This window comes from Ensifer sp. GW101-20A05 (genome assembly GCF_059424735.1).
The window spans coordinates 861548-883739 of the sequence record NZ_JBWKZT010000002.1; the positions used below are offsets into that span (position 1 = coordinate 861548).

General features: G+C 64.2%; 18 protein-coding genes. 15 read left to right on the top strand and 3 right to left on the bottom strand.

Going from position 1 to position 22192, the window contains the following annotated elements:
* Window positions 1–30: 30 nt before the first annotated feature.
* A complete protein-coding gene (locus AC070A_RS09025) occupies window positions 31–771 on the top strand; it encodes a response regulator (protein ID WP_057255502.1) in 741 nt (246 codons plus the stop codon).
* On the top strand, window positions 768–2861 hold the full coding sequence (locus tag AC070A_RS09030) for a two-component system sensor histidine kinase NtrB (protein WP_057255503.1): 2094 nt from the start codon (window positions 768–770) through the stop codon (window positions 2859–2861). The genes AC070A_RS09025 and AC070A_RS09030 overlap by 4 nt, the downstream gene beginning before the upstream one ends.
* 27 nt (window positions 2862–2888) lie before the next feature.
* On the opposite strand, the gene AC070A_RS09035 is transcribed toward AC070A_RS09030, so the two are convergent.
* The gene (locus AC070A_RS09035) at window positions 2889–3530 is read right to left on the bottom strand and encodes a phosphatase PAP2 family protein (RefSeq protein ID WP_057255504.1); all 642 of its coding nucleotides are present in this window, start codon (window positions 3528–3530) and stop codon (window positions 2889–2891) included.
* A gap of 472 nt (window positions 3531–4002) precedes the next feature.
* Here AC070A_RS09035 and AC070A_RS09040 point away from each other — a divergent pair, with 472 nt between their 5' ends.
* From AC070A_RS09040 to AC070A_RS09055, 4 genes are all read left to right on the top strand, one after another.
* Window positions 4003–4698 (top strand): response regulator, encoded by a 696-nt coding sequence (locus AC070A_RS09040; protein ID WP_057255505.1) that lies wholly within the window; start codon window positions 4003–4005, stop codon window positions 4696–4698.
* Window positions 4695–5867 carry an ATP-binding protein gene (locus AC070A_RS09045; protein WP_057255506.1) on the top strand — a complete coding sequence of 391 codons (1173 nt, stop codon included), beginning with the start codon at window positions 4695–4697 and terminating at the stop codon, window positions 5865–5867. The genes AC070A_RS09040 and AC070A_RS09045 overlap by 4 nt, the downstream gene beginning before the upstream one ends.
* Window positions 5868–6057: 190 nt before the next feature.
* A complete protein-coding gene (locus AC070A_RS09050; protein WP_492383845.1) occupies window positions 6058–7056 on the top strand; it encodes a DUF535 family protein in 999 nt (332 codons plus the stop codon).
* Window positions 7057–7154: 98 nt separating this feature from the next.
* Window positions 7155–7571 (top strand): GFA family protein, encoded by a 417-nt coding sequence (locus AC070A_RS09055; protein WP_492383846.1) that lies wholly within the window; start codon window positions 7155–7157, stop codon window positions 7569–7571.
* Window positions 7572–7602: 31 nt separating this feature from the next.
* On the opposite strand, the gene AC070A_RS09060 is transcribed toward AC070A_RS09055, so the two are convergent.
* Complete coding sequence (locus tag AC070A_RS09060) at window positions 7603–8226, bottom strand: LysE family translocator (RefSeq protein ID WP_492383847.1); 624 nt, start codon at window positions 8224–8226, stop codon at window positions 7603–7605.
* Window positions 8227–8326: 100 nt separating this feature from the next.
* Window positions 8327–8779, bottom strand: a complete 453-nt coding sequence (locus tag AC070A_RS09065; protein ID WP_492383848.1) for an Lrp/AsnC family transcriptional regulator — start codon at window positions 8777–8779, stop codon at window positions 8327–8329.
* A gap of 327 nt (window positions 8780–9106) precedes the next feature.
* Between AC070A_RS09065 and AC070A_RS09070 the strand changes: the two genes are divergently transcribed.
* From AC070A_RS09070 to AC070A_RS09110, 9 genes are all read left to right on the top strand, one after another.
* Window positions 9107–9664 carry a gluconokinase gene (locus AC070A_RS09070; protein WP_492383849.1) on the top strand — a complete coding sequence of 186 codons (558 nt, stop codon included), beginning with the start codon at window positions 9107–9109 and terminating at the stop codon, window positions 9662–9664.
* Window positions 9665–9883: 219 nt separating this feature from the next.
* A complete protein-coding gene (bcsN, locus tag AC070A_RS09075) occupies window positions 9884–10810 on the top strand; it encodes a cellulose biosynthesis protein BcsN (protein WP_492383850.1) in 927 nt (308 codons plus the stop codon).
* 109 nt (window positions 10811–10919) lie between these two features.
* Entirely contained in the window at window positions 10920–13097 is a 2178-nt protein-coding gene (gene bcsA, locus AC070A_RS09080; protein ID WP_492383851.1) for a UDP-forming cellulose synthase catalytic subunit, read from the top strand.
* Window positions 13097–15430, top strand: coding sequence for a cellulose biosynthesis cyclic di-GMP-binding regulatory protein BcsB (locus AC070A_RS09085; RefSeq protein ID WP_492383852.1), 2334 nt, complete (start codon window positions 13097–13099; stop codon window positions 15428–15430). Before bcsA ends, AC070A_RS09085 begins: the two co-directional genes overlap by 1 nt.
* Window positions 15427–16476, top strand: coding sequence for a family 8 glycosyl hydrolase (locus tag AC070A_RS09090; protein ID WP_492383853.1), 1050 nt, complete (start codon window positions 15427–15429; stop codon window positions 16474–16476). The genes AC070A_RS09085 and AC070A_RS09090 overlap by 4 nt, the downstream gene beginning before the upstream one ends.
* Window positions 16473–18656 (top strand): tetratricopeptide repeat protein, encoded by a 2184-nt coding sequence (locus tag AC070A_RS09095; RefSeq protein ID WP_494773563.1) that lies wholly within the window; start codon window positions 16473–16475, stop codon window positions 18654–18656. The genes AC070A_RS09090 and AC070A_RS09095 overlap by 4 nt, the downstream gene beginning before the upstream one ends.
* Before the next feature lie 313 nt (window positions 18657–18969).
* Window positions 18970–20133, top strand: coding sequence for an isovaleryl-CoA dehydrogenase (locus AC070A_RS09100; protein ID WP_492383855.1), 1164 nt, complete (start codon window positions 18970–18972; stop codon window positions 20131–20133).
* A 46-nt stretch (window positions 20134–20179) separates the two neighbouring features.
* A complete protein-coding gene (locus tag AC070A_RS09105; RefSeq protein WP_057255519.1) occupies window positions 20180–21787 on the top strand; it encodes a carboxyl transferase domain-containing protein in 1608 nt (535 codons plus the stop codon).
* Window positions 21788–21797: 10 nt separating this feature from the next.
* Entirely contained in the window at window positions 21798–22181 is a 384-nt protein-coding gene (locus AC070A_RS09110) for a RidA family protein (RefSeq protein ID WP_492383856.1), read from the top strand.
* Window positions 22182–22192: the final 11 nt, after the last annotated feature.

The following is a 22192-nucleotide window of genomic DNA, read 5'->3' on the forward strand; positions in this document are numbered from 1 at the left end:
CCCGCCTATGATGGGGGCGGGAGGACGTGCATGCTGAGTGAGAGGATACGGATTCTGATCGTCGAGGACGATCCGGACATGGCGGAGCTTATTTCCGATCTGGTGGAGGCAGAAGGTTGGCTACCCCTGACCGCGCCGTCGGCGGAGGCGGCGGCCAATGTCCTGGCGCGCGAGGCGGTGCATCTCGTGCTTGTCGACCACAACTTGCCGGGCACTTCGGGCCGCACCTTTGCGCAGAGGCTGCGGGCACGCACCAATATCGGCATCGTCATGGTGACGGCGGCAGGCAGTGCTGCGGACCGGGTGCTGGGATTGGAGACGGCGGCGGACGATTATGTCGTCAAGCCGTTCGAGCCGATCGAGTTGACGGCGCGCATCAAGGCCGTCCTACGCCGCACCTATCCCTCGCTCAAGCCGGAGCGGGAAAGCGAGCGTGAGACCGAGCCGGCATCGATGAAGCTCGGCGACTGGTCGATCGATCTCAGGAGCCGCCGGGCGATTTGCCTGAACGATCCTTCGAGGTCGCTGACGAGCGCCGAGTTCGCTCTTCTGGAAATCCTCGCGGAAACACCGAACACGCCCGTCGGCCGCGCGCAGATACTCGACCGCCTCGGCGCCGAAAGCGACCGCTACATCGACCGCAACGTCGATGTGCTCGTGCTCCGGCTCCGGCGCAAGATCGAGCGCAATCCGGACCTGCCGCGCCACATCAAGACGAGACGCGGCAAGGGATACGTGCTCGATACCGACGACGGCGAGTCGAAGCCGTGATCGTTCGCCCTTTTCTTTCGTCGATTGCCTTCCGGCTCCCGTTCGCTATCGCCTTCATCTGCGTGCTCGTCTTCGGCCTTGCGACGGTCGCAGTTTTTGGTCTGCAACGGGCGCGCGACGAGATGGCGGCCTACGGGCTGCAGGCGTTCACCAGCCTTGCCAAGGCCTCGCTCGTGTCGCGCCAGGTTTCCGATCTTGTGTCGAGCGCGCCGTTTCTGATGAACGCCACTTCGCCCTACCGGGTTTCGAGCGAAAGCCGCTCGGTGGTCGCGCAGGTCGATGCGCTGTTGCGCGCCATGGCGCCGCAGAACGGCGATGCGGCGGTCAAAGGTTTTGCCAGCGGGCATATCGTCGAGCTTCTGGAGACCATCCGCACGCAGACGATGACGCTCGCCGGCGACGCGGAATCGGCGCAGCAGCACAAGGCCGAAGCGGCAGCCGCGCTTGGCGAGATCGCGACCGGCAGCGGCATGGCCGATGCCGATTTCCGCCGCCGCCTCAATGGGATTGTGCAATCGGCATCCAACTCCGACAGCCTGTTCCAGCTCGGCGAATTGCGCCGCCGCTATATTGCCGAAACGGTGCCGCGCCTTGAGCATGCGGCGCCGGATATCCGGGTTTCCGCTACCGAACTCGCGCCCTATGAACGGGTCTTCGAAGCGCAGACCCAATATCTCCTGGAGATGTTCGCCATTCGCGCGGCCGTCTCGCGATTGCACACCGTTTCGCGCGACCTCTCGCATGCGACAGAAACACAGAGTGAGGCCGTCGCCCGCGGCCTCAACGACGATCTCGTTTCGACCTCGAATGCTCTGAGCCGCCTGCTCGTCATCGTCGCCGTCGCTGCGCTGCTCGTGCTTGTCATGGCGATCTTCTCCATTCGCTCGGTCATGCGCGTGTCGCGAGGCATCGTGTCGCTGTCCAACGGCATGAACGCTCTTGCGGAGGGGCGCCGGGACGTCGATACGCCGACCTACAAGGGGACGGAGACCGAGCTCGTCCGGCTGCTCGAAGCCTTCAGTGCCTTTCGCGAAAGCGTCGAGCGTGTCTCGCGGCTCCGACGTACGGCCGAGGCCGCCGCACGCACCATCCGCTCTACCTTTCGCAACATGAACGAAGGCATCGCGCTCTTCGATCCCAGCGGCAAACCAATCACGATGAACCGTCGCGTCATGGAGCTCGTCGGCTGGCCGGGCTCGGCACGGAAGCTGCCGCTTCGCAATTTCGTGAGCCCGATGCCCGAGATCGACCCGGCAATGCTGCCCGCCGATCGGGAAACCGGCACGCTCGGCGACCGACTTGTGCTGCGGCATCGCTCCGACGCGGGCCGCGTGACAGAGGTTTCGCTGTCGCGGCAACCCGATCGCGGCATCGTGTTGCTGGCGCGGGACGTGACCGACATGGATCGGCAGGAGGCTGAAGCGGCAAAGGCCCAGCGGCTGGATGGCATCATGCGCATGACGCACCAGGTGAGCCACGAGGTCGGCAACATGATCGGCATCATCACCGGCAGCCTGGGGCTGCTGGAACGGGATACCGGTTTCAACGATCGGCAGAAGCGTCACATCGCCCGCATTCGCAAGGCGGCCGATCGCGGGCGTTCGCTTGCCAGCAGCATGTTGTCCGTTGGCAGCCAGCACCCGATCCAGCCGGGCGCACTCGAGGTCGGCGCGGTGTTGCGTGGCATGGCGGATGTGCTGGAAATCGCCGTCGGGGAAAGATGCCGTCTCGCCTTCGAAATCGCCGACGGCCTGCCCAATGTGCATCTCGATGCCGCCCTCTTCGAGCAGGCGATCCTCAATCTCTGCCTCAATGCCGCCGCCGCGATGCCTCAGGGCGGGACGATCCTGATCCGTGCTGCCAGCATTGACGCCGATGTCGTCGTCGCCGTCGCCGATGAGGGGATCGGCATGTCTCCGGAGGCCGTGGACAAGGCGTTCGAGCCGTATTTCACCACGCGCGACGAGGAGGGCGGTGCCGGTCTCGGGCTCGCCGTCGTCTATGGCTTCGTCCGGCAAAGCGGGGGCGACGCCCGTATCCTCTCCCAACCGGGGAGGGGAACGACCGTCGAGCTGGTCTTTCCGAGCTGAAACGGATGTAGAGCGTCGGCTGCGGGTCTACGGATTTCGCCGCCGCCCGAGCCGTTGGAAGGCGGCATCGATGCGTTCGCCATTGTCGGCGAAGACCGCCCAGAGCCACGTCATCAGCCACAGCATCAACAGCCAGGCGAGCACGACGTCGGAGAGGAAGTGAGCACCAAACACGATCCGGTTGAGCGAGAAGGCGAGGATCAGCGGGATGAGCGCGATGATCGCCAGGCGTCGCCACTGAAGGGGCAGAAGCAGCGCGAGTGCTATGAGGGCAATCGCCGTTGCGGATTCGCCGGACGCGAAGGAACAGCTGCGCGAACAGGCGCTTGAGACTTGCCAGGCGGGCGTGAACGGCAGGGTGCCACCGAAATCCGTGATGTCGTAGGGGCGGGCGCGGCCGATCAGCCGCTTCAGGGCCTGGATGAGCAGCCCGGGGCCCATGGCGTAGTAGGTGAGAAAGAACAGTGCCTTGTGCGGCCGCAGTAATCGGCGGCGCGGTGCAATCGCCTGCATGATTAACAGCGCCAGGACGCAGGGCAGAATGCAGAAGGGCAGGACGCGATTGAAGTCGCGAAGTGCCCTGAGCGCGGGCTCTCGGGAAAGCGGGAAATCACCTGCCGCGGACGCCGCCCAGCGCGAAACGACGAGATCGATACCGGGAAAGGCCATAAAGACAAAAGCCGCGCAAATGGTCAGCGCGCCAGCAACGGCGATGGGCTGATCGTTAACGCGGGCACGGGCTTGCCCAGTCCATTGACGTGGGCTCGCGCGCAACCATCGGATGCTGTTTGAAGATACTACTGTGGAGGGAAAGAGGCTGGGCATGCCGGTCGCTCGCAGATTGTCGGTGTGTGCGGGCCGGACATTTGCTCTGCTTTGTCAAGGCTAAGTGGAGGATCAGGGAGAGCTTGACGCGCAGAGCCGGGCGGTTTTTGACTACACCTTTTGGTTGATGGCGGGCGGCGCCACCTATCAGTGTGCCGGACGCCTCGGTGCCGATTGTCAAGAAACAGCGGAGATTTGTCGGGGGCTCTATCCGGAAGGCCAGGTAAAGGGCGGCAGTGCTGTGCGGGCGAATTGCAACTCGAATCTATTCAGCCCATAAGCTGCTGATCACAACATCGGGCCAGGGAGTTGCTTTATGGTCGACAAGGGTCTCATCCTTTTGGCGGAGGACGAGCCGGAGATCGCGCAGATACTCGACGCCTATCTGGTGCGCGATGGTTTCCGGACGGTACGTGCCGCCGATGGCGAGACGGCGCTGACGCATCATGCGGTGCTGTCGCCCGACCTGGTATTGCTCGACGTGCGCATGCCGAAGCTCGACGGCTTCGAAGTCCTCGCCCGGCTTCGACGTGAGGGCAATACACCGGTCATCATGGTCACGGCGCTGGCCGAGGATCTCGACCGGCTGACCGGCCTGCGGCTCGGCGCCGACGACTATGTGGTCAAGCCGTTCAACCCCCAGGAGGTGGTGGCGCGCGTCAACGCGGTGCTCCGGCGCACCCGCAACGGCGCCGGCGCGACGGTGCTCCGCTTCGAGAACGTGGAAGTCGATCTCGATGCCCATGTCGCCTTCGTCGAGAAGAGCGGCCGCCGCCACTCGCTGCCGCTGACGCTCAGCGAATTCCGCATCCTCGCCCACATGATCCGCCGCCCGACGCATGCCTTCGAGCGCGCCGATATCCTCGACGCCTGCCTGCCGGACAGCGATGCGCTGGCCCGAACGGTCGATACCCATATCGCCAATCTCAGGCGCAAGCTCGAGGATCTGGGCGCCAGCGGTCTTTTCAGTGCCGTTCGCGGTGTCGGCTATCGCTTCGTGGAGCCAAGATGAAGATCAGCCTCTCGCGCTTGCCCCTCGGCATTCTCACGGCCCTGGTGACGATCGTCCTGCTCATCATCAGCGTGTTCATCATCTATGCCGGCGTCGACTACATGGAGCCGCGGCTGGAGGCGCGGCTCTTGGAGCGGATGCCGCCGGAAGCGGCTCAGGCCTATACCGATTTCAATTCCGGCAAGCTGCCGAGCCAGGAATCGCTGCAGAAACTGCTTTCGACCATGCCCGAACTCGAGGAGTGGGCAAACTGGGAGGTGGACAAAATCATCCTCGGCTTCGGGGCGACCGCGGTGACCTTTTGCGGTCTCGTCGGCTACTGGCTGGCGCGCAAGATCAGCCGGCCGCTCGAGGTGCTCGCCCAGGCGACGCAGAATCTCAGGGCGGGCGATTTCGCCGTGCGCGTCGGATCGATCCGCAAGGGTGCCAAGGAGGTGGCAACGCTCGTGAAGACCTTCGACGAACTGGCGGCCGAGCTCGAAAACATGGAAAGCCGACTGCGTTTCAACACGATGGCAGTCGCCCACGAGTTGCGCACGCCGCTGACGATCCTTCAGGGCAACCTTCAGGGCATGGCCGACGGCGTCTTTCCTCTCGAACAGGAGAGGATCCAGCAACTCTTGCTCCAGGTGGAGGGGCTTTCCGCCCTGGTCGAGGACTTGCGCACCCTTTCGCTCGCCGCCGGCCAGAAGCTGGTCACCCAGTGTCAATCGGTCGATCTCGCTGCCGAGGCCTCCCAGGTTCTCGGCGCGTCCTGCACCTTGCTGGGCTCCGCCGGAATGTCGGTCGAGACGGCGCTGGAACCGGTCCGGGTCTCGGGAGATTCGCAACGCCTGCGCCAGGCTCTGCTGGCGCTGATCGAGAACGCCACGCGTTACGCAGCCAGTGGCGGGGTATTGCGGTGCGAGACGGGCCGACGCGGCGCTGACGAGGCCTTCATCCGGTTGCTGGATCGCGGTCCAGGACTGCCGGACGATGTCTCGACCCATTCGATCGATCTTTTCTGGCGCGGCGATGCCTCGCGGTCGCGGGCAACGGGAGGCACCGGTCTCGGTCTCTCCGTGGTGCAGGCGATCGCCAAGGCGCATGGCGGGCGGCTGGAATTCGCGTCCCGCGCCGGCGGTGGCGCCGTGATCACGATCGTCCTGCCGCGCGCCATCCCAGCCTAAGGCCCGGCGCCGGCAGTGCCGCTTCCTGGCGCCGAGCGCGGAGGGCGTCAGCTCCTCCGGACGTCGCGCCCGGCCCGCAGGTACCGCGCTCAATTGCCGACCACTTCTCCGCAAATCCTTGACAGTCCACGGGCAAACCGAGGCTGGCCGAATAATCCGGCCGGCAGAGTTTGCTCTCAAGGATTGCACCATGTCCCTGGAAATCAGGCAGGAATACAGCGTCGATCTACGGTTGCCCTCTCAGGATAGTACAACGTTTGGCGGTGAGCCGCTATCGTCTTCCGGACGCTCGGTTTCTGGGCCGGTCGTCAGAGATCGGTCGCAAGCCAAGGTATCGATCCTGGGTCACGTCCTGAAGCTCGGCCTCCGGGTGAGCCTGAAACGCGCCGTCGTCTTTTCGATGCGGTTTGTGCGCCACCCATTGCTCACGGCGCGTTGGATCGCCTTTCTCGCTGAGTTCGGCGAACGCTATCGTCTGGGGCTGCCGCACGACGATCTCGTGCGCAAGTCGATCCCGACCTTCTTCCTGCACGGTGCATCCTCGCCAGAGCGGCTCGAATTGATGCTCAATCATTTCGACGTTGCAAGCGAAGTCCTCTCGCGCCGTTCGCTGATGGCGCTCTGGCGCGGTGGCACGCTGGAGATGGGAACGGTCTCCGGTCGCAGCGAAAACTATCGCATTCAGCTGCAATTGGCGGACCATTGCGGTGCCCGCCACGAGGGCGTCTTCGCAATCCGGCTTCGTCGTCAGAGTGACGAATACACGCTTTGCACGGTCGGTTTCGTCTTCGTCCGCTGTAGCGACGATACATACAGCCTGGCGATGGGCGGAATGCAGGGGCCGAAGGGCGGAGACGCGAAACGAGCGCTGATAACGGCAACACGCGATCTTGGCGGTCTGCGCCCCAAGGATGCGGCACTGCTCGTCCTCCAGGGGCTGGTGGCGGAAGGCCACACGGCCTCAATCCATGCGGTTTCGAACGAAAGGCATGTGATCAATCGCTGTCGCCTCAAGCGACGGAAGATGATGATGGCTGATCTCGATGCCTATTGGTGCGATCGTGGTGGGGTTCCGTGCGAGCGCTTCGGATTCCGTCTTCCCATTACCGACGGCAAGGCTGCGCCCGAGGGTAACCGGCGCGACCAGAGCAAGCGGGCATTTCGCGACATCGGTGCCTGGTTCTATTGAACCGGGCGCATTTCGCCCCCGACCCTCGGCTTTCTTTGGTGGCCTATGCAACGTACGGTGGCGCATTTCGAATCATGTATGCTGCTGGAGATTGGCCTATGACGACCGTTGCCTCAGGGAAGAAGAAATCGCTTTTCACCGGAGGCTGCCTCTGCGGAGCAATCCGCTTCGAGGCCAAAGGGGCGCCCGGCAAGCCGCACACATGTTCGTGCAAGATGTGCCAGCGCCATTCGGGCGCGCTGACGGTGGCGTGGGTCGAATTCGACAAGGACGTGATTGCGTGGACCGGTCCGGGCGGCGCCCCTTCGGTCTACCGCTCGTCCGACTATTCCAGCCGCGCCTTCTGCCCGGCCTGCGGCAGCAGTATTGGGGCGATCGACGATGCACCGGTCGTTGCCTTGCTGCTCGGCATCTTCGACAAGACGAATTCCGCCGACTTGATCCCGACCGGCCACAGCTACCGCTCCGCACGGCCCAAGTGGTGGCACGTGGAGGCCGTGAAGTCCGCGACTTGATGAGAAACGCGGCCAGGCTGCGCCAACTGTTCTAGACCAACCCCTTGGCGGCGGCGGCGATGGCGATGATGCCGAAGGCGATCAGGACCAGGCCGGAAAGGCGCGACACCCAGGCGACGAAGCTGTCCGGCAGCCGTGTCCGGGCGATCGCCACCCCGCCGCTTAGGAAAAACCACCAACCGAGCGAGCCCAGGAAGACGCCCACGACGACGATGGCGGCGCTCAGCGCATCGCCTGCTTCGGCAAGGCCGAGGCCGGCAAAGATCGCAGCGAAGGAGAGGATTGTCGCCGGGCTGGTCATCGTCAGGAAAAAGGTGGCGATGGTCGTGCGGACGAGATCGCGTCCGCCGACGTCGGCCGCGGCCGTCACCGGTTTCGGCCGCAATCCGCTCCAGCCGAGCCAGATCATGAACAGTCCGCCGGCGAGGCCGAGCGGCGTTGCGATCATGGAAAGCACCGCCGCAAAGGCGGTGAAACCGATCGCGGCAAGGGCTGCATAGGTGGCATCGGCGGCGGCTGTTCCCAGCCCACCGGCGACGCCCGCCCAGAAGCCGCGCTCCAGCGTACGGTTGATGCAGAGCGCTCCGATGGGGCCGAGTGGGGCCGCGACCGCGAGACCGACCAGGAGGCTTTTTCCAAACAGCAACGTAGACATGGGCGTAGGGCTCCGGCCGCACCATGGCTCAATCCATCCAGATCAAGGATGGAACATGTGCGGCAGTTCAAAAATGTTTCAGCAGTCTTTACGCGTCCGTTCAGGCGCGCGATGCAGTCGTTGCCAGGCTTTCCCGCACGGTCGACAGCGCGATCACCGTTTCGCTTCGCGCCAGGAACCGCTGGCGCTTCAGTTCGGCAAGGAACGGCTCAAGATCGCCGAGCGACGGCATCCGGACCTTGACGCAATAGGACCAGGCGCCAGTGACGTGGTGGCATTCGGCCACGGCCGGATGATCGGCCATGAAAGCGCGGAACGCCGCCTCGTCCGCATCGGGCGCCAGGCCGACCCAGACGAAGGCAAGCACGTCGAGGCCAAGCGCGCGATGGTCGACTTCAAGCGTGAAGTTTCGGATCACGCCATTGGCGACGAGCCGACGAATGCGCTCGTTGACGGCGGAGGGCGAAAGCTCCACCGCGGCGCCGATGTCGGTCAGCGACCGCCTTGCGTCTTCAGCGAGAATTTCGATGATTTTTCTGTCTACCGCATCCATTGCCAGTTAATACGTGGAATTTTGTGAATTGTACAGAGGATTTTTTGTAAAACGATGTTCTTGACCGGGGAAACGCTGGCCGGGTGACTCGATGTCCTTTAGTGACCGCCCATTCTGCCGGATGACGAGATGGAGCGGGTGATCGCCCAGATGCGTCGCATGAGCTACGGCCGGGCGCCCGATGACGAGGGCGTCAACGACGTTGCCCGTCTGCGGCTGCGGTTTGAGGCGGCGCTCGGGACTTGCACGAGCTGCCTTGTTCGTCCGTTGTCGCAAAGGTATCAGGAAGGTTCAGTGCGGCGGATCCAAGGAGCGAGGTGCAAGTCCATGTCGAACGACCATACGTCAAAGGCCGGCGTCCGCCTGACATTTCCCGGTTCCATCGTGGTGATGGGTGTGTCTGGTACCGGCAAGACCTCGGTCGGTGAGGCCATCGCCGTCGCCTGCGGTTATAGTTTCGTCGAGGGTGATGCGCTGCATCCCGAGGAAAACATCCGCAAGATGTCGGCGGGCATTCCGCTCAGCGACGCAGACCGCTGGCCGTGGCTGAAGGAGATCGGCCGGCAGCTGGCATCGGGTGACGCGCCTATCGTCGTCTCCTGCTCGGCGCTGAAGCGCAGTTATCGCAATCTGCTGCGCGAAAGTGCCGGTAAGCCCGTCGCTTTCGTCTACCTGCACGGCGATCGCGACGTCCTTGTCGGGCGGATGCAGCGCCGGACGGGACATTTCATGCCCGCCTCGTTGCTCGACACGCAACTCGCGACGCTGGAAGACCCTGTCGGCGAGCCTTTGACCGTGACTGTCGACATCGCTCCGCCGCCGCGGGACGTGATCCATGCTGCACTCGCTGAGCTTGCCCGACTGGACGCCGCGGACGACCGCTAGCGCCCGAAGTAGCTCCGGTCAGTTCCGAGAAAGACTTGATCTGGCGCGGTGAAGCTGCGAGCCGCGGGTCCGTCGCGTCGATGCCCCTATTCTTCTCGGGTTTGCGAAATGGGGTGAATCAACTAATGCTCGGCCATGATGCAACGATATCTGATTTGGAGATTCGGCACGCTGGAAGAGCGGCCGCGCCCTTCGAAAGGCTGGCCTGTTCCCGTCGCGGTGGCAGCTTTGCTCGCAACGACGGCGGCGATATCGGGTTGCGCGACACGCCAGGATGTCGGCACGCCGACTGGCAGCATTATGGTTCCCGCCGAAAACGCACTGATCCTGCCGCCGCCCGGTGGGCCGGCGGTCTTGAAAGTCGTCGAGCGACGCCGCACCAATGCCATCGAGCAGGACATCTACCTCTATACCTCCGCTGCCACGCCCGGACAGAATGTGCTGCACGCTAAGTTCTTCGGCCCGATGGACGCCAAATTCGATCAACAGAAGAGCAGCCGTTATGCTGGCATTCAGGACAACAGGATGATGGCTGAGGCGCGCCGGGCGCTGCCTGGCGTACCTCTGGCGCTCAATCCCTATTTCCTCCAGAACAATTACGGCCCGTTCGGTTATGCCTTCGGTCATGGCCAGGCAGACGATGCCTGCATCTTCGCCTGGCAGCAGATCCGCCAGCAGGAGACCCACCGTTCTCCGCTCAAGGGCTATGGCACCATCCAGATCAGGTTGCGCTATTGCGCGGCCGGGGCGAGCGAGGCCGAACTCCTGGCACCGATCTACGGCTACACGATCACCGGAACCTTCGGCGATCCGGCGTGGAATCCCTATGGTGCGCCACCGCCGCTGGAGGCCGGGATCGGCCGTACCGGTAGCCCGATCTACCGCAAGGCGCCGACCGAAAGTGGGCCAGTGACCGTCACGACGCGCCAGGCGCCGGCGGTCGTCCGCCGGGAGGTTCGCGCCGCGCCCACCACGCAGCAGGAGAGGCCGGTGGTCGCTCCGACGGCAGGGGCATCCATTCCGCTGCCGCGTCCAGATGGCACTGCGGCACTGCCGCAGCCGGGCAGTACTGCAAAAACGCTGCCGTCGGTCATCGTACCGGCACCGGCATGCGATACCCAGCAGGCCGGAGGAGCATGCCCTTAATCGACTGCTAACCATCGCTTGCTAAGGGCTGGTGCTGATTGAGGGAACTCGATCGAAGGCAGAACGAGCAATACCAGTGGCATGACGCCGAACGCTGGAAGGCAAATGTATGAGCAAGGTCGGATCCGTAGCCGCTTGGGCGTTTTTCTCGCTTTGCGTCATTGCCGTCATCACGTTGCCGGTCAATCTCCAGACCCAGCTGATCGTCAGCGTTCTCATCGTCACATTCATGTCCGTACTCAAGCTCGCCAATGCCGGCGGCCGCTGGCGCCTGATCGCGCTTGCCTTCGGTACGGCCGTGGTGCTGCGTTACGTCTATTGGCGCACGACGAGCACCTTGCCGCCGTTCAACCAGCCTGAGAACTTCATCCCCGGATTCCTGCTCTACCTCGCCGAAATGTACAGCGTGATGATGTTGTCGCTCAGCCTGTTCGTGGTGGCGATGCCGCTGCCGCCGCGAAAGGCGAGCTCCATTTCTCCCGGCAAGTTCCCGAAGGTCGATGTCTTCGTGCCGTCCTACAACGAGGATGCCGGGCTGCTGGCCAACACGCTCGCCGCGGCCAAGGCGATGGACTATCCCGCCGATAAGCTGACGGTCTGGCTGCTCGACGACGGCGGCACCCAGCAGAAGCGCAATTCGGCAAACCTCGTCGAAGCGCAGCGCGCGTCCGCGCGCAATGCCGAGCTGCAGGCGCTGTGCGACGATCTCGGCGTGCGCTATCTCACGCGCGAGCGCAACGAGCACGCCAAGGCCGGCAACCTCAACAATGGCATGCTGCATTGCGACGGCGAGCTAATCGCCGTCTTCGACGCGGATCACGCGCCGGCGCGCGACTTCCTGCTGGAGACTGTTGGCTACTTCGAGCAGGACCCGAAGCTGTTCCTGGTCCAGACGCCGCACTTCTTCCTCAATCCGGATCCGCTGGAGCGCAATTTGCGCACCTTCGAGAAAATGCCGAGCGAGAACGAGATGTTCTACGGCATCATCCAGCGCGGTCTCGACAAGTGGAATGCCGCCTTCTTCTGCGGCTCGGCCGCCGTTCTCCGCCGCAAAGCGCTGGAGGATACCGAGGGTTTCAGCGGCATGAGCATCACCGAGGACTGCGAAACCGCGCTTGCCCTGCATGGGCGCGGCTGGAACAGCATCTATGTCGACCGCCCGTTGATCGCCGGTCTGCAGCCGGCGACCTTCGCGAGCTTCATCGGCCAGCGCAGCCGCTGGGCGCAGGGCATGATGCAGATCCTCCTCTTCCGCTTCCCGCTGTTCAAGGGCGGGCTGTCGATCCCGCAGCGGCTTTGCTACATGTCGTCGACGCTGTTCTGGCTGTTTCCGATCCCGCGTACGATCTTTCTCTTCGCGCCGCTCTTCTACCTGTTCTTCGACCTCGAGATCTTCACGGCGTCCGGCGGCGAGTTTCTCGCCTATACGCTCGCCTACATGCTCGTGAACCTGATGATGCAGAACTATCTCTACGGCTCGTTCCGCTGGCCGTGGATCTCCGAACTCTATGAGTTCGCGCAGACGGTGCACCTCTTGCCAGCAGTGATCTCCGTTCTGCTTCGGCCAAGCCGCCCGACCTTCAAGGTGACGGCAAAGGATGAATCGATCCTGGAAAGTCGTCTGTCTGAAATCGCCCGGCCGTTCTTCGTCATCTTTGCCGTGCTTTTCGTCGCCCTGCTGATGACGGTCTATCGGGTCTACACCGAGCCCTACAAGGCCGACGTGACCCTCGTCGTCGGCGGCTGGAACCTCTTGAACCTGATCATGGCCGGCTGCGTGCTCGGCGTCGTGTCCGAACGCGGCGAGCGGGCCGCCTCGCGTCGCGTCAAAGTCAGCCGCCGGTGCGAGTTCGGCGTTGCCGGGCAATGGTACCCGGCAACCGTCGAAGACGTTTCCGCCCATGGCGCGCGCGTCCAGGTTTTCGGCATCGACGCGTCGTCCCTTGCGGCGGATACCGAGGGGGCAATCCGCTTCGAGCCCTATAGCGGCAGCGGGGGACCGGAATCGCTGCCGGTCGCCATCAGGAACAAGCAGGTTGCCGGCGACATCACCACCATCGGCTGCCGGTATCTGCCGCAGGTCGCGCGGCATCACAGCCTGGTCGCCGACCTGATCTTCGCCAATTCGCGGCAGTGGAGCGAATTTCAGAGCGCGCGGCGCGGCAATCCGGGCCTGGTGCGCGGTACGGTCTGGTTCCTTTGGCTGGCGCTGTACCAGACGAGCCGCGGCATGATTTATTTCCTTCGCAGCCTGCGCGGCTCCGCGGCGCAGAAGAGGGGAGCTTGATGATCAGGCGGCTCGCTCTTGTCGTCTCGCTGCTGGTCATCACGACGGCCGGTGTGTTTGCGCAACCGTCACCCTTTGACATGTCCGGCGAGCGCCCAGCAGATGCGCCGGTTCTGCAGCCGCCGGCGACGACCTCAGGAAAGAATGGCGGGGCGGTGGCCGAGCCACCGGTTGCTGCTAAGGTGCCAGACGAATTCAAGCGGTTCATCATCCCCTTCAGCGCGCTCTCGTTGACGGGGGAGGTCGACGAGCGCACCTGGTCCGTCTATCTGACGCCGGCACAGGCACAGGCCGCGGCGACGCTGAATTTTGCCTATCAGAACGCGATCGTCGTCGCGCCCGAAGCGTCGATACTGCAGGTCTTCGTCAACGGCGAACTTGCCGGTGGCGGCACGATCGGGTCCGCCGAAGCGGCGGAGCAGTTGAGCTACAACCTGAAGCCGGGGCTGCTGCGTGCCGGTACCAACGACATCCGGTTCAAGGTCCGCCAGCACCACCGTACGGACTGCACGGTCGAATCCACCTATGAGCTCTGGACGGAGATCGCGCCGGAATCGGCCTTTATCCGCTTCGCTTCGGGCGATAGCGCGGTGCTTTCGGGCCTCGACGACATACGCGCGGTTGGTCTCGACGAGCGCGGCCGCACGCAGTTCAACCTGGTCGTTCCCGGTCTCCAGCAGCCGAGCCGTACGGCCGCCTTGATGCGGCTTTCGCAAGGCTTGGCGCTGCGCGGTCAGATGCCGGCGCAGGCGTTTTCCCTCAGCGAAACCATGCCCGAACTCGGGGAGCCCGGCCAGATCACCGCCCTCGTCGGTACCGCCGAGGAATTGGCGCCGCTGCTCGAGCGGCTGCCGGACGGTGCTTCGAGCGGGCCCGTCGCCGTGTTCGTGCGCGACAGCAAGGCGAAGGCTTCGGTCCTGGTCATCAGCGGGCCGGATTGGTCGGCGGTGCAGGAGGCGATCGAAGGGGTCGCCCAGCCAATGGACCGTCCGAGCAACGTGCCGCGGGACGTGATCGCCACGGGGCGCTGGCTGCTGCCGGAAACACCGCTGGTGGTTTCGAGCACGCGCCTGCGCTTCTCGGAGGTCGGGGTGGAGACCAGCGAATTCACCGGTCGGCGCTTCCGCACACGCTTTTCCGTTGCCGTGCCGTCGGATTTCTATGCGGACGCCTATGGCGACGCGACGTTGCTGCTTGATGCGGCCTATACCGAGGCAGTTCTGCCCGGCAGCCACATCGACATTTACGTCAACGGCAACATCGCATCGACGATCCCCTTGAACTCGGTGACCGGCGACATTCTGCGGCACCTGCCCATCAACGTGACGATGCGCCACTTCAAACCGGGTCCCAACCTGATCGAGATCGAGGCGGTGCTGTCTGCCGAGCCGGACGAGGCCTGTGCGCCGGGGACGCCGGCTTCCAACGATCCGCGCTTCGCGCTCTTCGACACCTCGGAGCTGCGCATGCCGAACTTCGCGCGGATCGGCCGCCGGCCGAACCTTGCGGCGATTTCCGGTTCGGCAGCGCCCTATCGCAGCGACACGGTAGCCATACCGCTCTACCTCGACCGTGCGGACGAGGACACGCTGTCGGCCGCGGCGACCTTTCTTGCCCGTCTGGCCGTTGCCGGCGGCAGGCCGCTTGCCGTCGAAGTGGTCACGTCGCCGCTTGCGGCCGGCAACCGCAACGCGATTTTCATCGGCGCCATGCCGCAACTGCCGAAGACGGTGCTGACCCAGGTCGGCATCGACGCCGCCCGACAGATGTCCTGGGGCAACGCCGAGGTTGGCGGCTCGGGCAACCAGACACAGCAAGCCATCGACGCGTGGCAGACGCGTCTCAGCGGCGGCGCGTGGCGAAGTCAGGTCACGGCATTCCAGACCTGGGTGAAGCAGGAATTCGACATTTCGCTAAGCTCGCTGCGCATCGTGCCCGAAGCGCAGACCGAGTTCTCCCCGTCAGAGACCGCAAGCTTGGTTCTGGCGCAGGGCGCCAACCCGACTGACGATGCGACCTGGACGCTGCTGACCGCGCCGACCGCCAGGCAATTGCGCGAAGGGGCTTCCGCGATTGCCGATGTCACACGCTGGCAGCAGCTTGCCGGCCGGGTCTCCGCCTACGAACCGGCGACCGACAAGATCGAGGTCATACCGGTCTCCGGGTTCGATTTCGTCCAGACGCAGCCGGCTTCGCTGACCAACTACCGTCTGATCTTCGCCAACTGGTTGTCCAGCAACATCATGGTCTATGCGCTGTTGCTGATCGTCCTGTCGGTGCTTTTAGGACTGGCGACCTCCTCCATGCTGACCCGCCTGGGACGGCGCCAATGAGGTGGCGAACCGCGCTCCTGGCAGGCTTGTTCGCACTGGTGATGCCGATGGCGGCCGGTGCGGCGGAAGGGGGCGGTACGGTGAATCCAAAGGACTGGGAAGCGTACAAGGCCCGTTTCCTCGATCCCGGAGGCCGGATCATCGACGATGCCAACGGCAATGTCAGCCACAGCGAAGGGCAGGGCTACGGCCTGCTGTTGGCCGTGCTTGCGGAAAACCCGGCCGACTTCGCGCTGATCTGGTCGTTCACGCGGCGCGAATTGCTGCTGAGGGACGACGGTTTGGCGGCCTGGAAATGGAGTCCGACCGAAACGCCCCATATCATCGACATCAACAACGCAACCGACGGCGACATCCTGATCGCTTATGCGCTTGTTCTGGCCGGTGAACGCTGGAAGCGAGAGGACTATTTGCAGGCCGCAGCCCGGATCGCCAAGGCCATCCTCGACAACACGCTGCTCGACTATGGCGGACGAACGCTGCTGCTGCCGGGCGTTTCAGGTTTCGGCATGACCGACCGCGCCGATGGACCTGTCGTCAATCCGTCCTACTGGATCTTCGAGGCCTTTCCGGCGCTCGACCGGGTGGCGCCGTCGCCGCGCTGGAAAGCGCTCTCGGACGATGGTCTGGGATTGTTGAATGCTGCCCAATCCGGTCCGCGAAAACTGCCGGCTGATTGGGTCAGTCTGCGCACGGTTCCGAAGCCGGCCCAAGGCTTCCCGGCCGCGTTCGGCTACAACGCACTGCGGATCCCGCTCTACCTAGTACGGGCAGACCTTGGTGGCCGGGATCTGTTGACGAGATTGCGTGGGGGCATGGCAGGCAGCGACGACGCGCTCGTCCTCAGCGATGTCACGACCGGTGCCGTGCAAACCAGCCTGACGGACCCCGGTTATCGATTTGTTAACCATATTCTGGCCTGTGTCCTGGACCGGGTTGCGATACCCGACAGCGTCAAGGTGTTCAGCCCGACGCAATATTATCCTTCCACGCTGCACCTGCTGGGGCTGTCTTACGTGAAGGAGAAGCGTCCGGAGTGTCTATGAAGTCCTCAATCGTTGCCATTGCCGCTGTGATGACTACGGTGATCGGCGTTGCCGGACTGACCGATGGCGGCTTCTTGCGGCCAAACAGCAATAAATTCACAGGTTTGCCCGATCCTGCGCCTGAGACGCCGGCCGCAGTCGCGAGCCTGACGGACAAGGCTTCCCGGGCTACCGTTCCGCAGTTCACGGAGGTTGCCCAGGCCGACAAGCCCTCGGAAGAAAAGGTAAGCCAGAGCAAGACGCCGCCCGTCGTCGATGAATCGGCGCTCCGATATTTCGCTACCAAGGGTGATACGGCCCGACTTCAGGCTGAAATCTCTCGGCTGCGCTCATTGTATCCGGATTGGGTGCCGCCGTCCGACCCGCTGGCCGTGCCGCGCAACAATGATGTCGCGCTGGAAACCATGTGGAGGCTCTATTCGGAAGGTCGCTACGCCGAGGTTCGTAAGGCGATCGCCGAGCGTCAGACAAAGGAAGCCGCGTGGCAACCACCATCGGATCTCCTGGAGCGGCTCAACGTCGCCGAGGCGCGCGCCCGATTGGTGAACGCCTCCCAACTCGAACAATATGAGACCGTGATCTCGGTCGCCGCCAGTACGCCGAGCCTTCTCACCTGTTCGGAGGTGGATGTGCTCTGGCATGTCGCCCAGGCCTTTGCCCAGACCAAGCGCCCGGAACGGGCTCGCGATGCCTATCTCTACGTCTTGAACAATTGCGAAAACGCCCCGGAGCGGCTGGCCACCGTGCAGAAAGCCGCAGCGGTCCTACCCTACGCAACGATGCAGGACCTGCTCGCGCTCGAGCGCAACTCCCCCGAGGGCGTGGCGGAATTCGAGAGCATCCGCGACGACCTGGCCCGGCGCTTCGTCGCGGAAGGTGACGCGGACAAGGCACTCGCGGTCGATGCCAAATACGTCCAGCGTGTCGAGAAGCTGGCTGAGGCGGGTGGCATGGCAAGCGACGCGCTGCTGCTCGGTTGGTACCAGTTGCGCCGCGACAAGATGAACGCGGCCGAGCAATGGTTCCGGCACGCGCACGACAGGGAAGATTCCGCTTCGGCCTCGCAAGGCCTGGCCTTGACGCTGATTGCCCGCAAGGTACCGGCGGAGGCGGAAGCTGTTCTCTATCCGTGGCGGGACAGTTCGTCCGATGCGCTCGCGACCTATTTTGCGGCAACGGCCAACCTGCTGGCGATCGATCCGCCGATGGCCCTTGATGCGGCCGTGCTGGCGCGGATCGCTGAGGAAACGACCAAGGCCCACGAGCCGGCAACGGCACGGCAGTTCGGCTGGTACGCCCGCGTCCTCAATCAGCCGGCGACCGCCGCACAATGGTTTGCAACGGCGCTGCGCTGGAAGCCGGACGACGAACCGTCGGCCTATGGTCTTGCGCTCAGCCGCGACCAGCTGGGCGACAAGGATGGGGTCGCCGAGATCCAGCGGCTATGGTCTGGCCGCTCCGACCGCATTGCGCGCCTCGGCGAGGTCCAGAAACTGCGTGACAGGGTCAACCCGGTCCAGCCCCCGATCGCCGAAGCCCGGAGAAGCGCGCCGGATTCTGCCCAGCGCACGGTCGCCGTTGCGGAAACGCCCCGTCGGACCGTCGTCCGCACCTCCCCTGCCGGCGGTGCGGCACAGAAGGTCGTGCGAACCGGAGCTGGCTGCCGAACCACGATCAATCCCGCCGCGTTGGCGCCGCAGGCAGCGCTCGCCCGCGGCTGGTGCCTGATGGACTTGAACCGCCCGCTGGAGGCGGCCGAGGCCTTCGAGGTCGCGCTGCAGGCCTCGGCATCGCAGACCCGCGAAGACGCGGCCTACGGCCAGAGCCTTGCCTACCTGCGCGCCGGCCTGACCAACAAGGCCGCGGTTTCCGCGACCAAGTCGCGACAAAGCCAGGGCCGGATTGACGAACTGCAGACGGCCATTCTGGCCGATCGCGCAATCGCGGCCTTTGACGCCAAGCGTTACCGCGAGGCGATCCTGTTTCTCGACCAGCTCGGGCAGATTTCGAGCCGGCGCCAGGACCTCATGGTACTGCGCGGCTATGCCTATATGAACCTCAAGCACTATGACGAGGCGCGGCGCATCTTCGACGCACTTGCGGCCACGGGCAATCGCGATGCCATGCAGGGCCTGGCGGCCATTGGCGATACCCAGGAAATCTGGCCGAACAAGAACTGACCCGTCGCCATCTCAAAACCAACCGCAGAATTCTCAGTCGGTTTCCGAGCGGGCGATCCATGCCGGTAGCGGCAGCGCGAGCGCCCGGTGACCGCTTCACGCACAGGATGCAATCGGCGGGCGCCTCCGGATTTTCATATCGTGCTTGGCTTCGCCCCTCTTTGGAAGGAAATTAGCGGAACGCGGTGCTATCGTCCGGCCATGTCGCGGCGTTGATATCATTGCATTCGCCGCGATCCGCGTAGAGGATGGAGCGTTATCGTACGGCCGCTGTGGGAGGAGACCGCGCGGCAGGCACGATGGGAGGATAAACATGTTTCAGGGCGGATTGAGCTTCGCACTTGGCGAGGACATCGACGCATTGCGCGAGAGCGTGCGGCGCTTCGCAATGGACCGCATCGCGCCATTGGCGGATGAAACCGATCGCAACAACGCATTTCCGATGCAGCTCTGGCGCGAGATGGGCGAACTCGGCCTGCTCGGCATCACCGCTGGCGAGGAGCATGGCGGTGCCGGCATGGGCTATCTCGCCCATTGTGTGGCGATGGAGGAGATCAGCCGCGCGTCGGCCTCGGTCGGCCTCAGCTACGGCGCCCACTCCAATCTTTGCGTCAACCAGATCAACCGCAACGGCAATGACGACCAGAAGGCGCGTTACCTGCCGAAGCTGATCTCCGGCGAATTTGTCGGCGCGCTTGCGATGTCGGAGCCCGGCGCCGGCTCGGACGTCGTCTCGATGACGCTGAGGGCCGACAAGCGCGGTGACCGCTATGTGCTCAACGGCAACAAGATGTGGATCACCAATGGCCCCGACGCCGACGTGCTCGTCGTCTATGCCAAGACCGATCCGGCGGCCGGTCCGCGCGGCATCACCGCATTCCTGGTCGAAAAAGGCTATGCCGGATTTTCCACCGGCCAGAAGCTCGACAAGCTCGGCATGCGCGGTTCCAACACCTGCGAGCTGATCTTTAAAGACTGCGAGGTGCCGCAGGAAAACGTGCTCGGCACCATCGGCGGCGGCGTCCGGGTTTTGATGTCCGGGCTCGACTACGAGCGCGTGGTGCTGTCGGCCGGTCCCCTCGGTATCATGGCCGCTTGCCTTGATGTCGTCGTCCCCTATCTGCATGAGCGCAAGCAGTTCGGCCAGGCGATCGGCGAATTCCAGCTGATGCAGGGCAAGCTCGCGGACATGTATGTGACGGCAAATGCGGCACGCGCCTATGTCTATGCGGTGGCAGCCGCCTGCGATCGTGGCGAGACGACGCGCAAGGATGCGGCGGGTTGCATCCTCTACGCGGCCGAGAAGGCGACGGCGCTCGCGCTCGAGGCGATCCAGGCGCTGGGCGGCAACGGTTATACCAACGACTACCCGGCGGGTCGTCTGCTGCGCGACGCCAAGCTCTACGAGATCGGTGCAGGCACCAGCGAGATCCGCCGCATGCTGATCGGCCGGGAACTGTTCACCGAGACGAGCTAGAGCGGGATGAGACGAAAGCGGCCGAACTCGATCCTATGAGGACCTCATGACCGTTCTGAAATCTCACATCTCACCGTCCTCCGAAACGTTCAGGGCCAATCAGGCGGCCATGGCCGAGGCGATCGTGACGGTCGAGGAGGCTGTGAAGCTTGCGGCCGGCGGCGGCGGCGAAACCGCGCGCGAGCGCCATGTCAGTCGAGGCAAGCTTCTGCCGCGCGACCGGGTGGCCAATCTCATCGATCCCGCAACGCCGTTCCTCGAAGTCGGCATGACGGCCGCGCACGGCATGTACAATGGCGATGCGCCGGCGGCCGGACTGATCACCGGCATCGGCCGGGTGTCGGGCCGCGAATGCATGATCGTCTGCAACGATCCGACGGTCAAAGGCGGTACCTACTATCCGCTGACGGTGAAGAAGCACCTGCGCGCGCAGGAGATCGCCGCGGAAAACCATCTGCCTTGCATCTATCTCGTTGACTCCGGCGGCGCCAATCTGCCGAACCAGGACGAGGTTTTCCCGGACAGGGATCACTTCGGCCGGATCTTCTACAACCAGGCCAACATGTCGGCTGCCGGCATTCCACAGATCGCTGTGGTGATGGGATCGTGCACAGCCGGCGGCGCCTACGTGCCGGCGATGTCCGACGAAACGATCATCGTCGAGGGCCAGGGTACGATCTTTCTCGCCGGCCCGCCGCTCGTCAGGGCGGCGACCGGCGAGGTGGTCTCGGCGGAGGATCTCGGCGGCGCCGATGTGCATACCCGCCTTTCCGGCGTGGCCGATCACTTGGCGCGTGACGACGCCCACGCGCTGGCGCTGGCGCGTCGGGCTGTCGCCGCGCTCAACCGGCACAAGCCGCTGTCGGTCGAACTCACGGCATCTGAACCGCCGCTCTACGATCCGCACGAAATTGCCGGCATCGTGCCTTCCGATCTGCGCACGCCCTACGATATCCGCGAGGTCATCGCCCGCGTCGTCGACGGCTCCCGTTTCGACGAGTTCAAGGCGCGCTACGGTACGACGCTCGTCTGCGGCTTCGCCCATGTCCATGGCATTCCGGTCGGCATCATCGCCAACAACGGCGTGCTGTTCTCCGAATCCGCACTGAAGGGCGCGCATTTCGTCGAGCTCTGTGCCCAGCGCAAGATTCCGCTCGTGTTCCTGCAGAACATCACCGGCTTCATGGTCGGGCGGAAGTACGAGACGGAAGGCATAGCCAAGCACGGCGCCAAGCTGGTGACGGCGGTGGCGACGGCGCGGGTACCGAAGGTGACCATGCTCGTCGGCGGCTCCTTCGGCGCGGGCAATTACGGCATGTGCGGCCGCGCCTTTTCGCCGCGCTTCCTCTGGACTTGGCCGAACAGCCGTATCTCTGTCATGGGCGGCGAACAGGCGGCCGGTGTGTTGACGACGGTGCGCAGCGAGGCGCTGAAGCGGGCGGGCACGCCCTGGAGCGAAGAGGAGGAGGCGCGTTTCCGCCAGCCGATCCTCGATCTCTTCGAGCGCCAGAGCCATCCGCTCTATGCCTCGGCAAGACTTTGGGACGACGGTGTCGTCGATCCGCGCAAGACGCGCGATGTGCTGGGCCTGTCGCTTTCGGCAGCGCTCAACGCGCCGATCGAAGACACGCGCTTCGGCCTCTTCAGGATGTAGGGATGAGCTGATGAAGCGCGAGAACATCAACGCCAAGAATGCACCTCAACCGCGCGGCGGCTATTCGCAGGCCGTGCGCCTTGAAGATTTCGAGCGCCTGCTCTTTGTCAGGGGCCAGGTGCCGCTGACGGCCGAAGACGCATTGCCGGAGGGTTTCGAGGCGCAGGCGCGCCAGGTCTGGGCGAACATTGACGCCCAGCTGACGGCGGCGGGTATGACGAAGTCCGACATCGTCAAGGTGACGGTCCTGCTTGCCGACCGCCAGTACACCATGGCCAACCGTGCTGCCCGCCAGGAATATCTGGGCGCGCTCGCACCCGCCATGACCGTGGCGATCGCCGGCATTTTCGATGCCGGCTGGTTGCTCGAAATCGATGTGATCGCTGCGCGATAGGGGCCGAGGAT

Coding starts and splice junctions, on each gene's coding strand:
- AC070A_RS09025 (WP_057255502.1), top strand. CDS start 31: ATGCTGAGTGAGAGGATACGGATTCTGATCGTCGAGGACGATCCGGAC.
- AC070A_RS09035 (WP_057255504.1), bottom strand. CDS start 3,530: ATGGCCTTTCCCGGTATCGATCTCGTCGTTTCGCGCTGGGCGGCGTCC.
- AC070A_RS09040 (WP_057255505.1), top strand. CDS start 4,003: ATGGTCGACAAGGGTCTCATCCTTTTGGCGGAGGACGAGCCGGAGATC.
- AC070A_RS09045 (WP_057255506.1), top strand. CDS start 4,695: ATGAAGATCAGCCTCTCGCGCTTGCCCCTCGGCATTCTCACGGCCCTG.
- AC070A_RS09050 (WP_492383845.1), top strand. CDS start 6,058: ATGTCCCTGGAAATCAGGCAGGAATACAGCGTCGATCTACGGTTGCCC.
- AC070A_RS09055 (WP_492383846.1), top strand. CDS start 7,155: ATGACGACCGTTGCCTCAGGGAAGAAGAAATCGCTTTTCACCGGAGGC.
- AC070A_RS09060 (WP_492383847.1), bottom strand. CDS start 8,226: ATGTCTACGTTGCTGTTTGGAAAAAGCCTCCTGGTCGGTCTCGCGGTC.
- AC070A_RS09065 (WP_492383848.1), bottom strand. CDS start 8,779: ATGGATGCGGTAGACAGAAAAATCATCGAAATTCTCGCTGAAGACGCA.
- AC070A_RS09070 (WP_492383849.1), top strand. CDS start 9,107: ATGTCGAACGACCATACGTCAAAGGCCGGCGTCCGCCTGACATTTCCC.
- bcsA (WP_492383851.1), top strand. CDS start 10,920: ATGAGCAAGGTCGGATCCGTAGCCGCTTGGGCGTTTTTCTCGCTTTGC.
- AC070A_RS09085 (WP_492383852.1), top strand. CDS start 13,097: ATGATCAGGCGGCTCGCTCTTGTCGTCTCGCTGCTGGTCATCACGACG.
- AC070A_RS09090 (WP_492383853.1), top strand. CDS start 15,427: ATGAGGTGGCGAACCGCGCTCCTGGCAGGCTTGTTCGCACTGGTGATG.
- AC070A_RS09095 (WP_494773563.1), top strand. CDS start 16,473: ATGAAGTCCTCAATCGTTGCCATTGCCGCTGTGATGACTACGGTGATC.
- AC070A_RS09100 (WP_492383855.1), top strand. CDS start 18,970: ATGTTTCAGGGCGGATTGAGCTTCGCACTTGGCGAGGACATCGACGCA.
- AC070A_RS09105 (WP_057255519.1), top strand. CDS start 20,180: ATGACCGTTCTGAAATCTCACATCTCACCGTCCTCCGAAACGTTCAGG.
- AC070A_RS09110 (WP_492383856.1), top strand. CDS start 21,798: ATGAAGCGCGAGAACATCAACGCCAAGAATGCACCTCAACCGCGCGGC.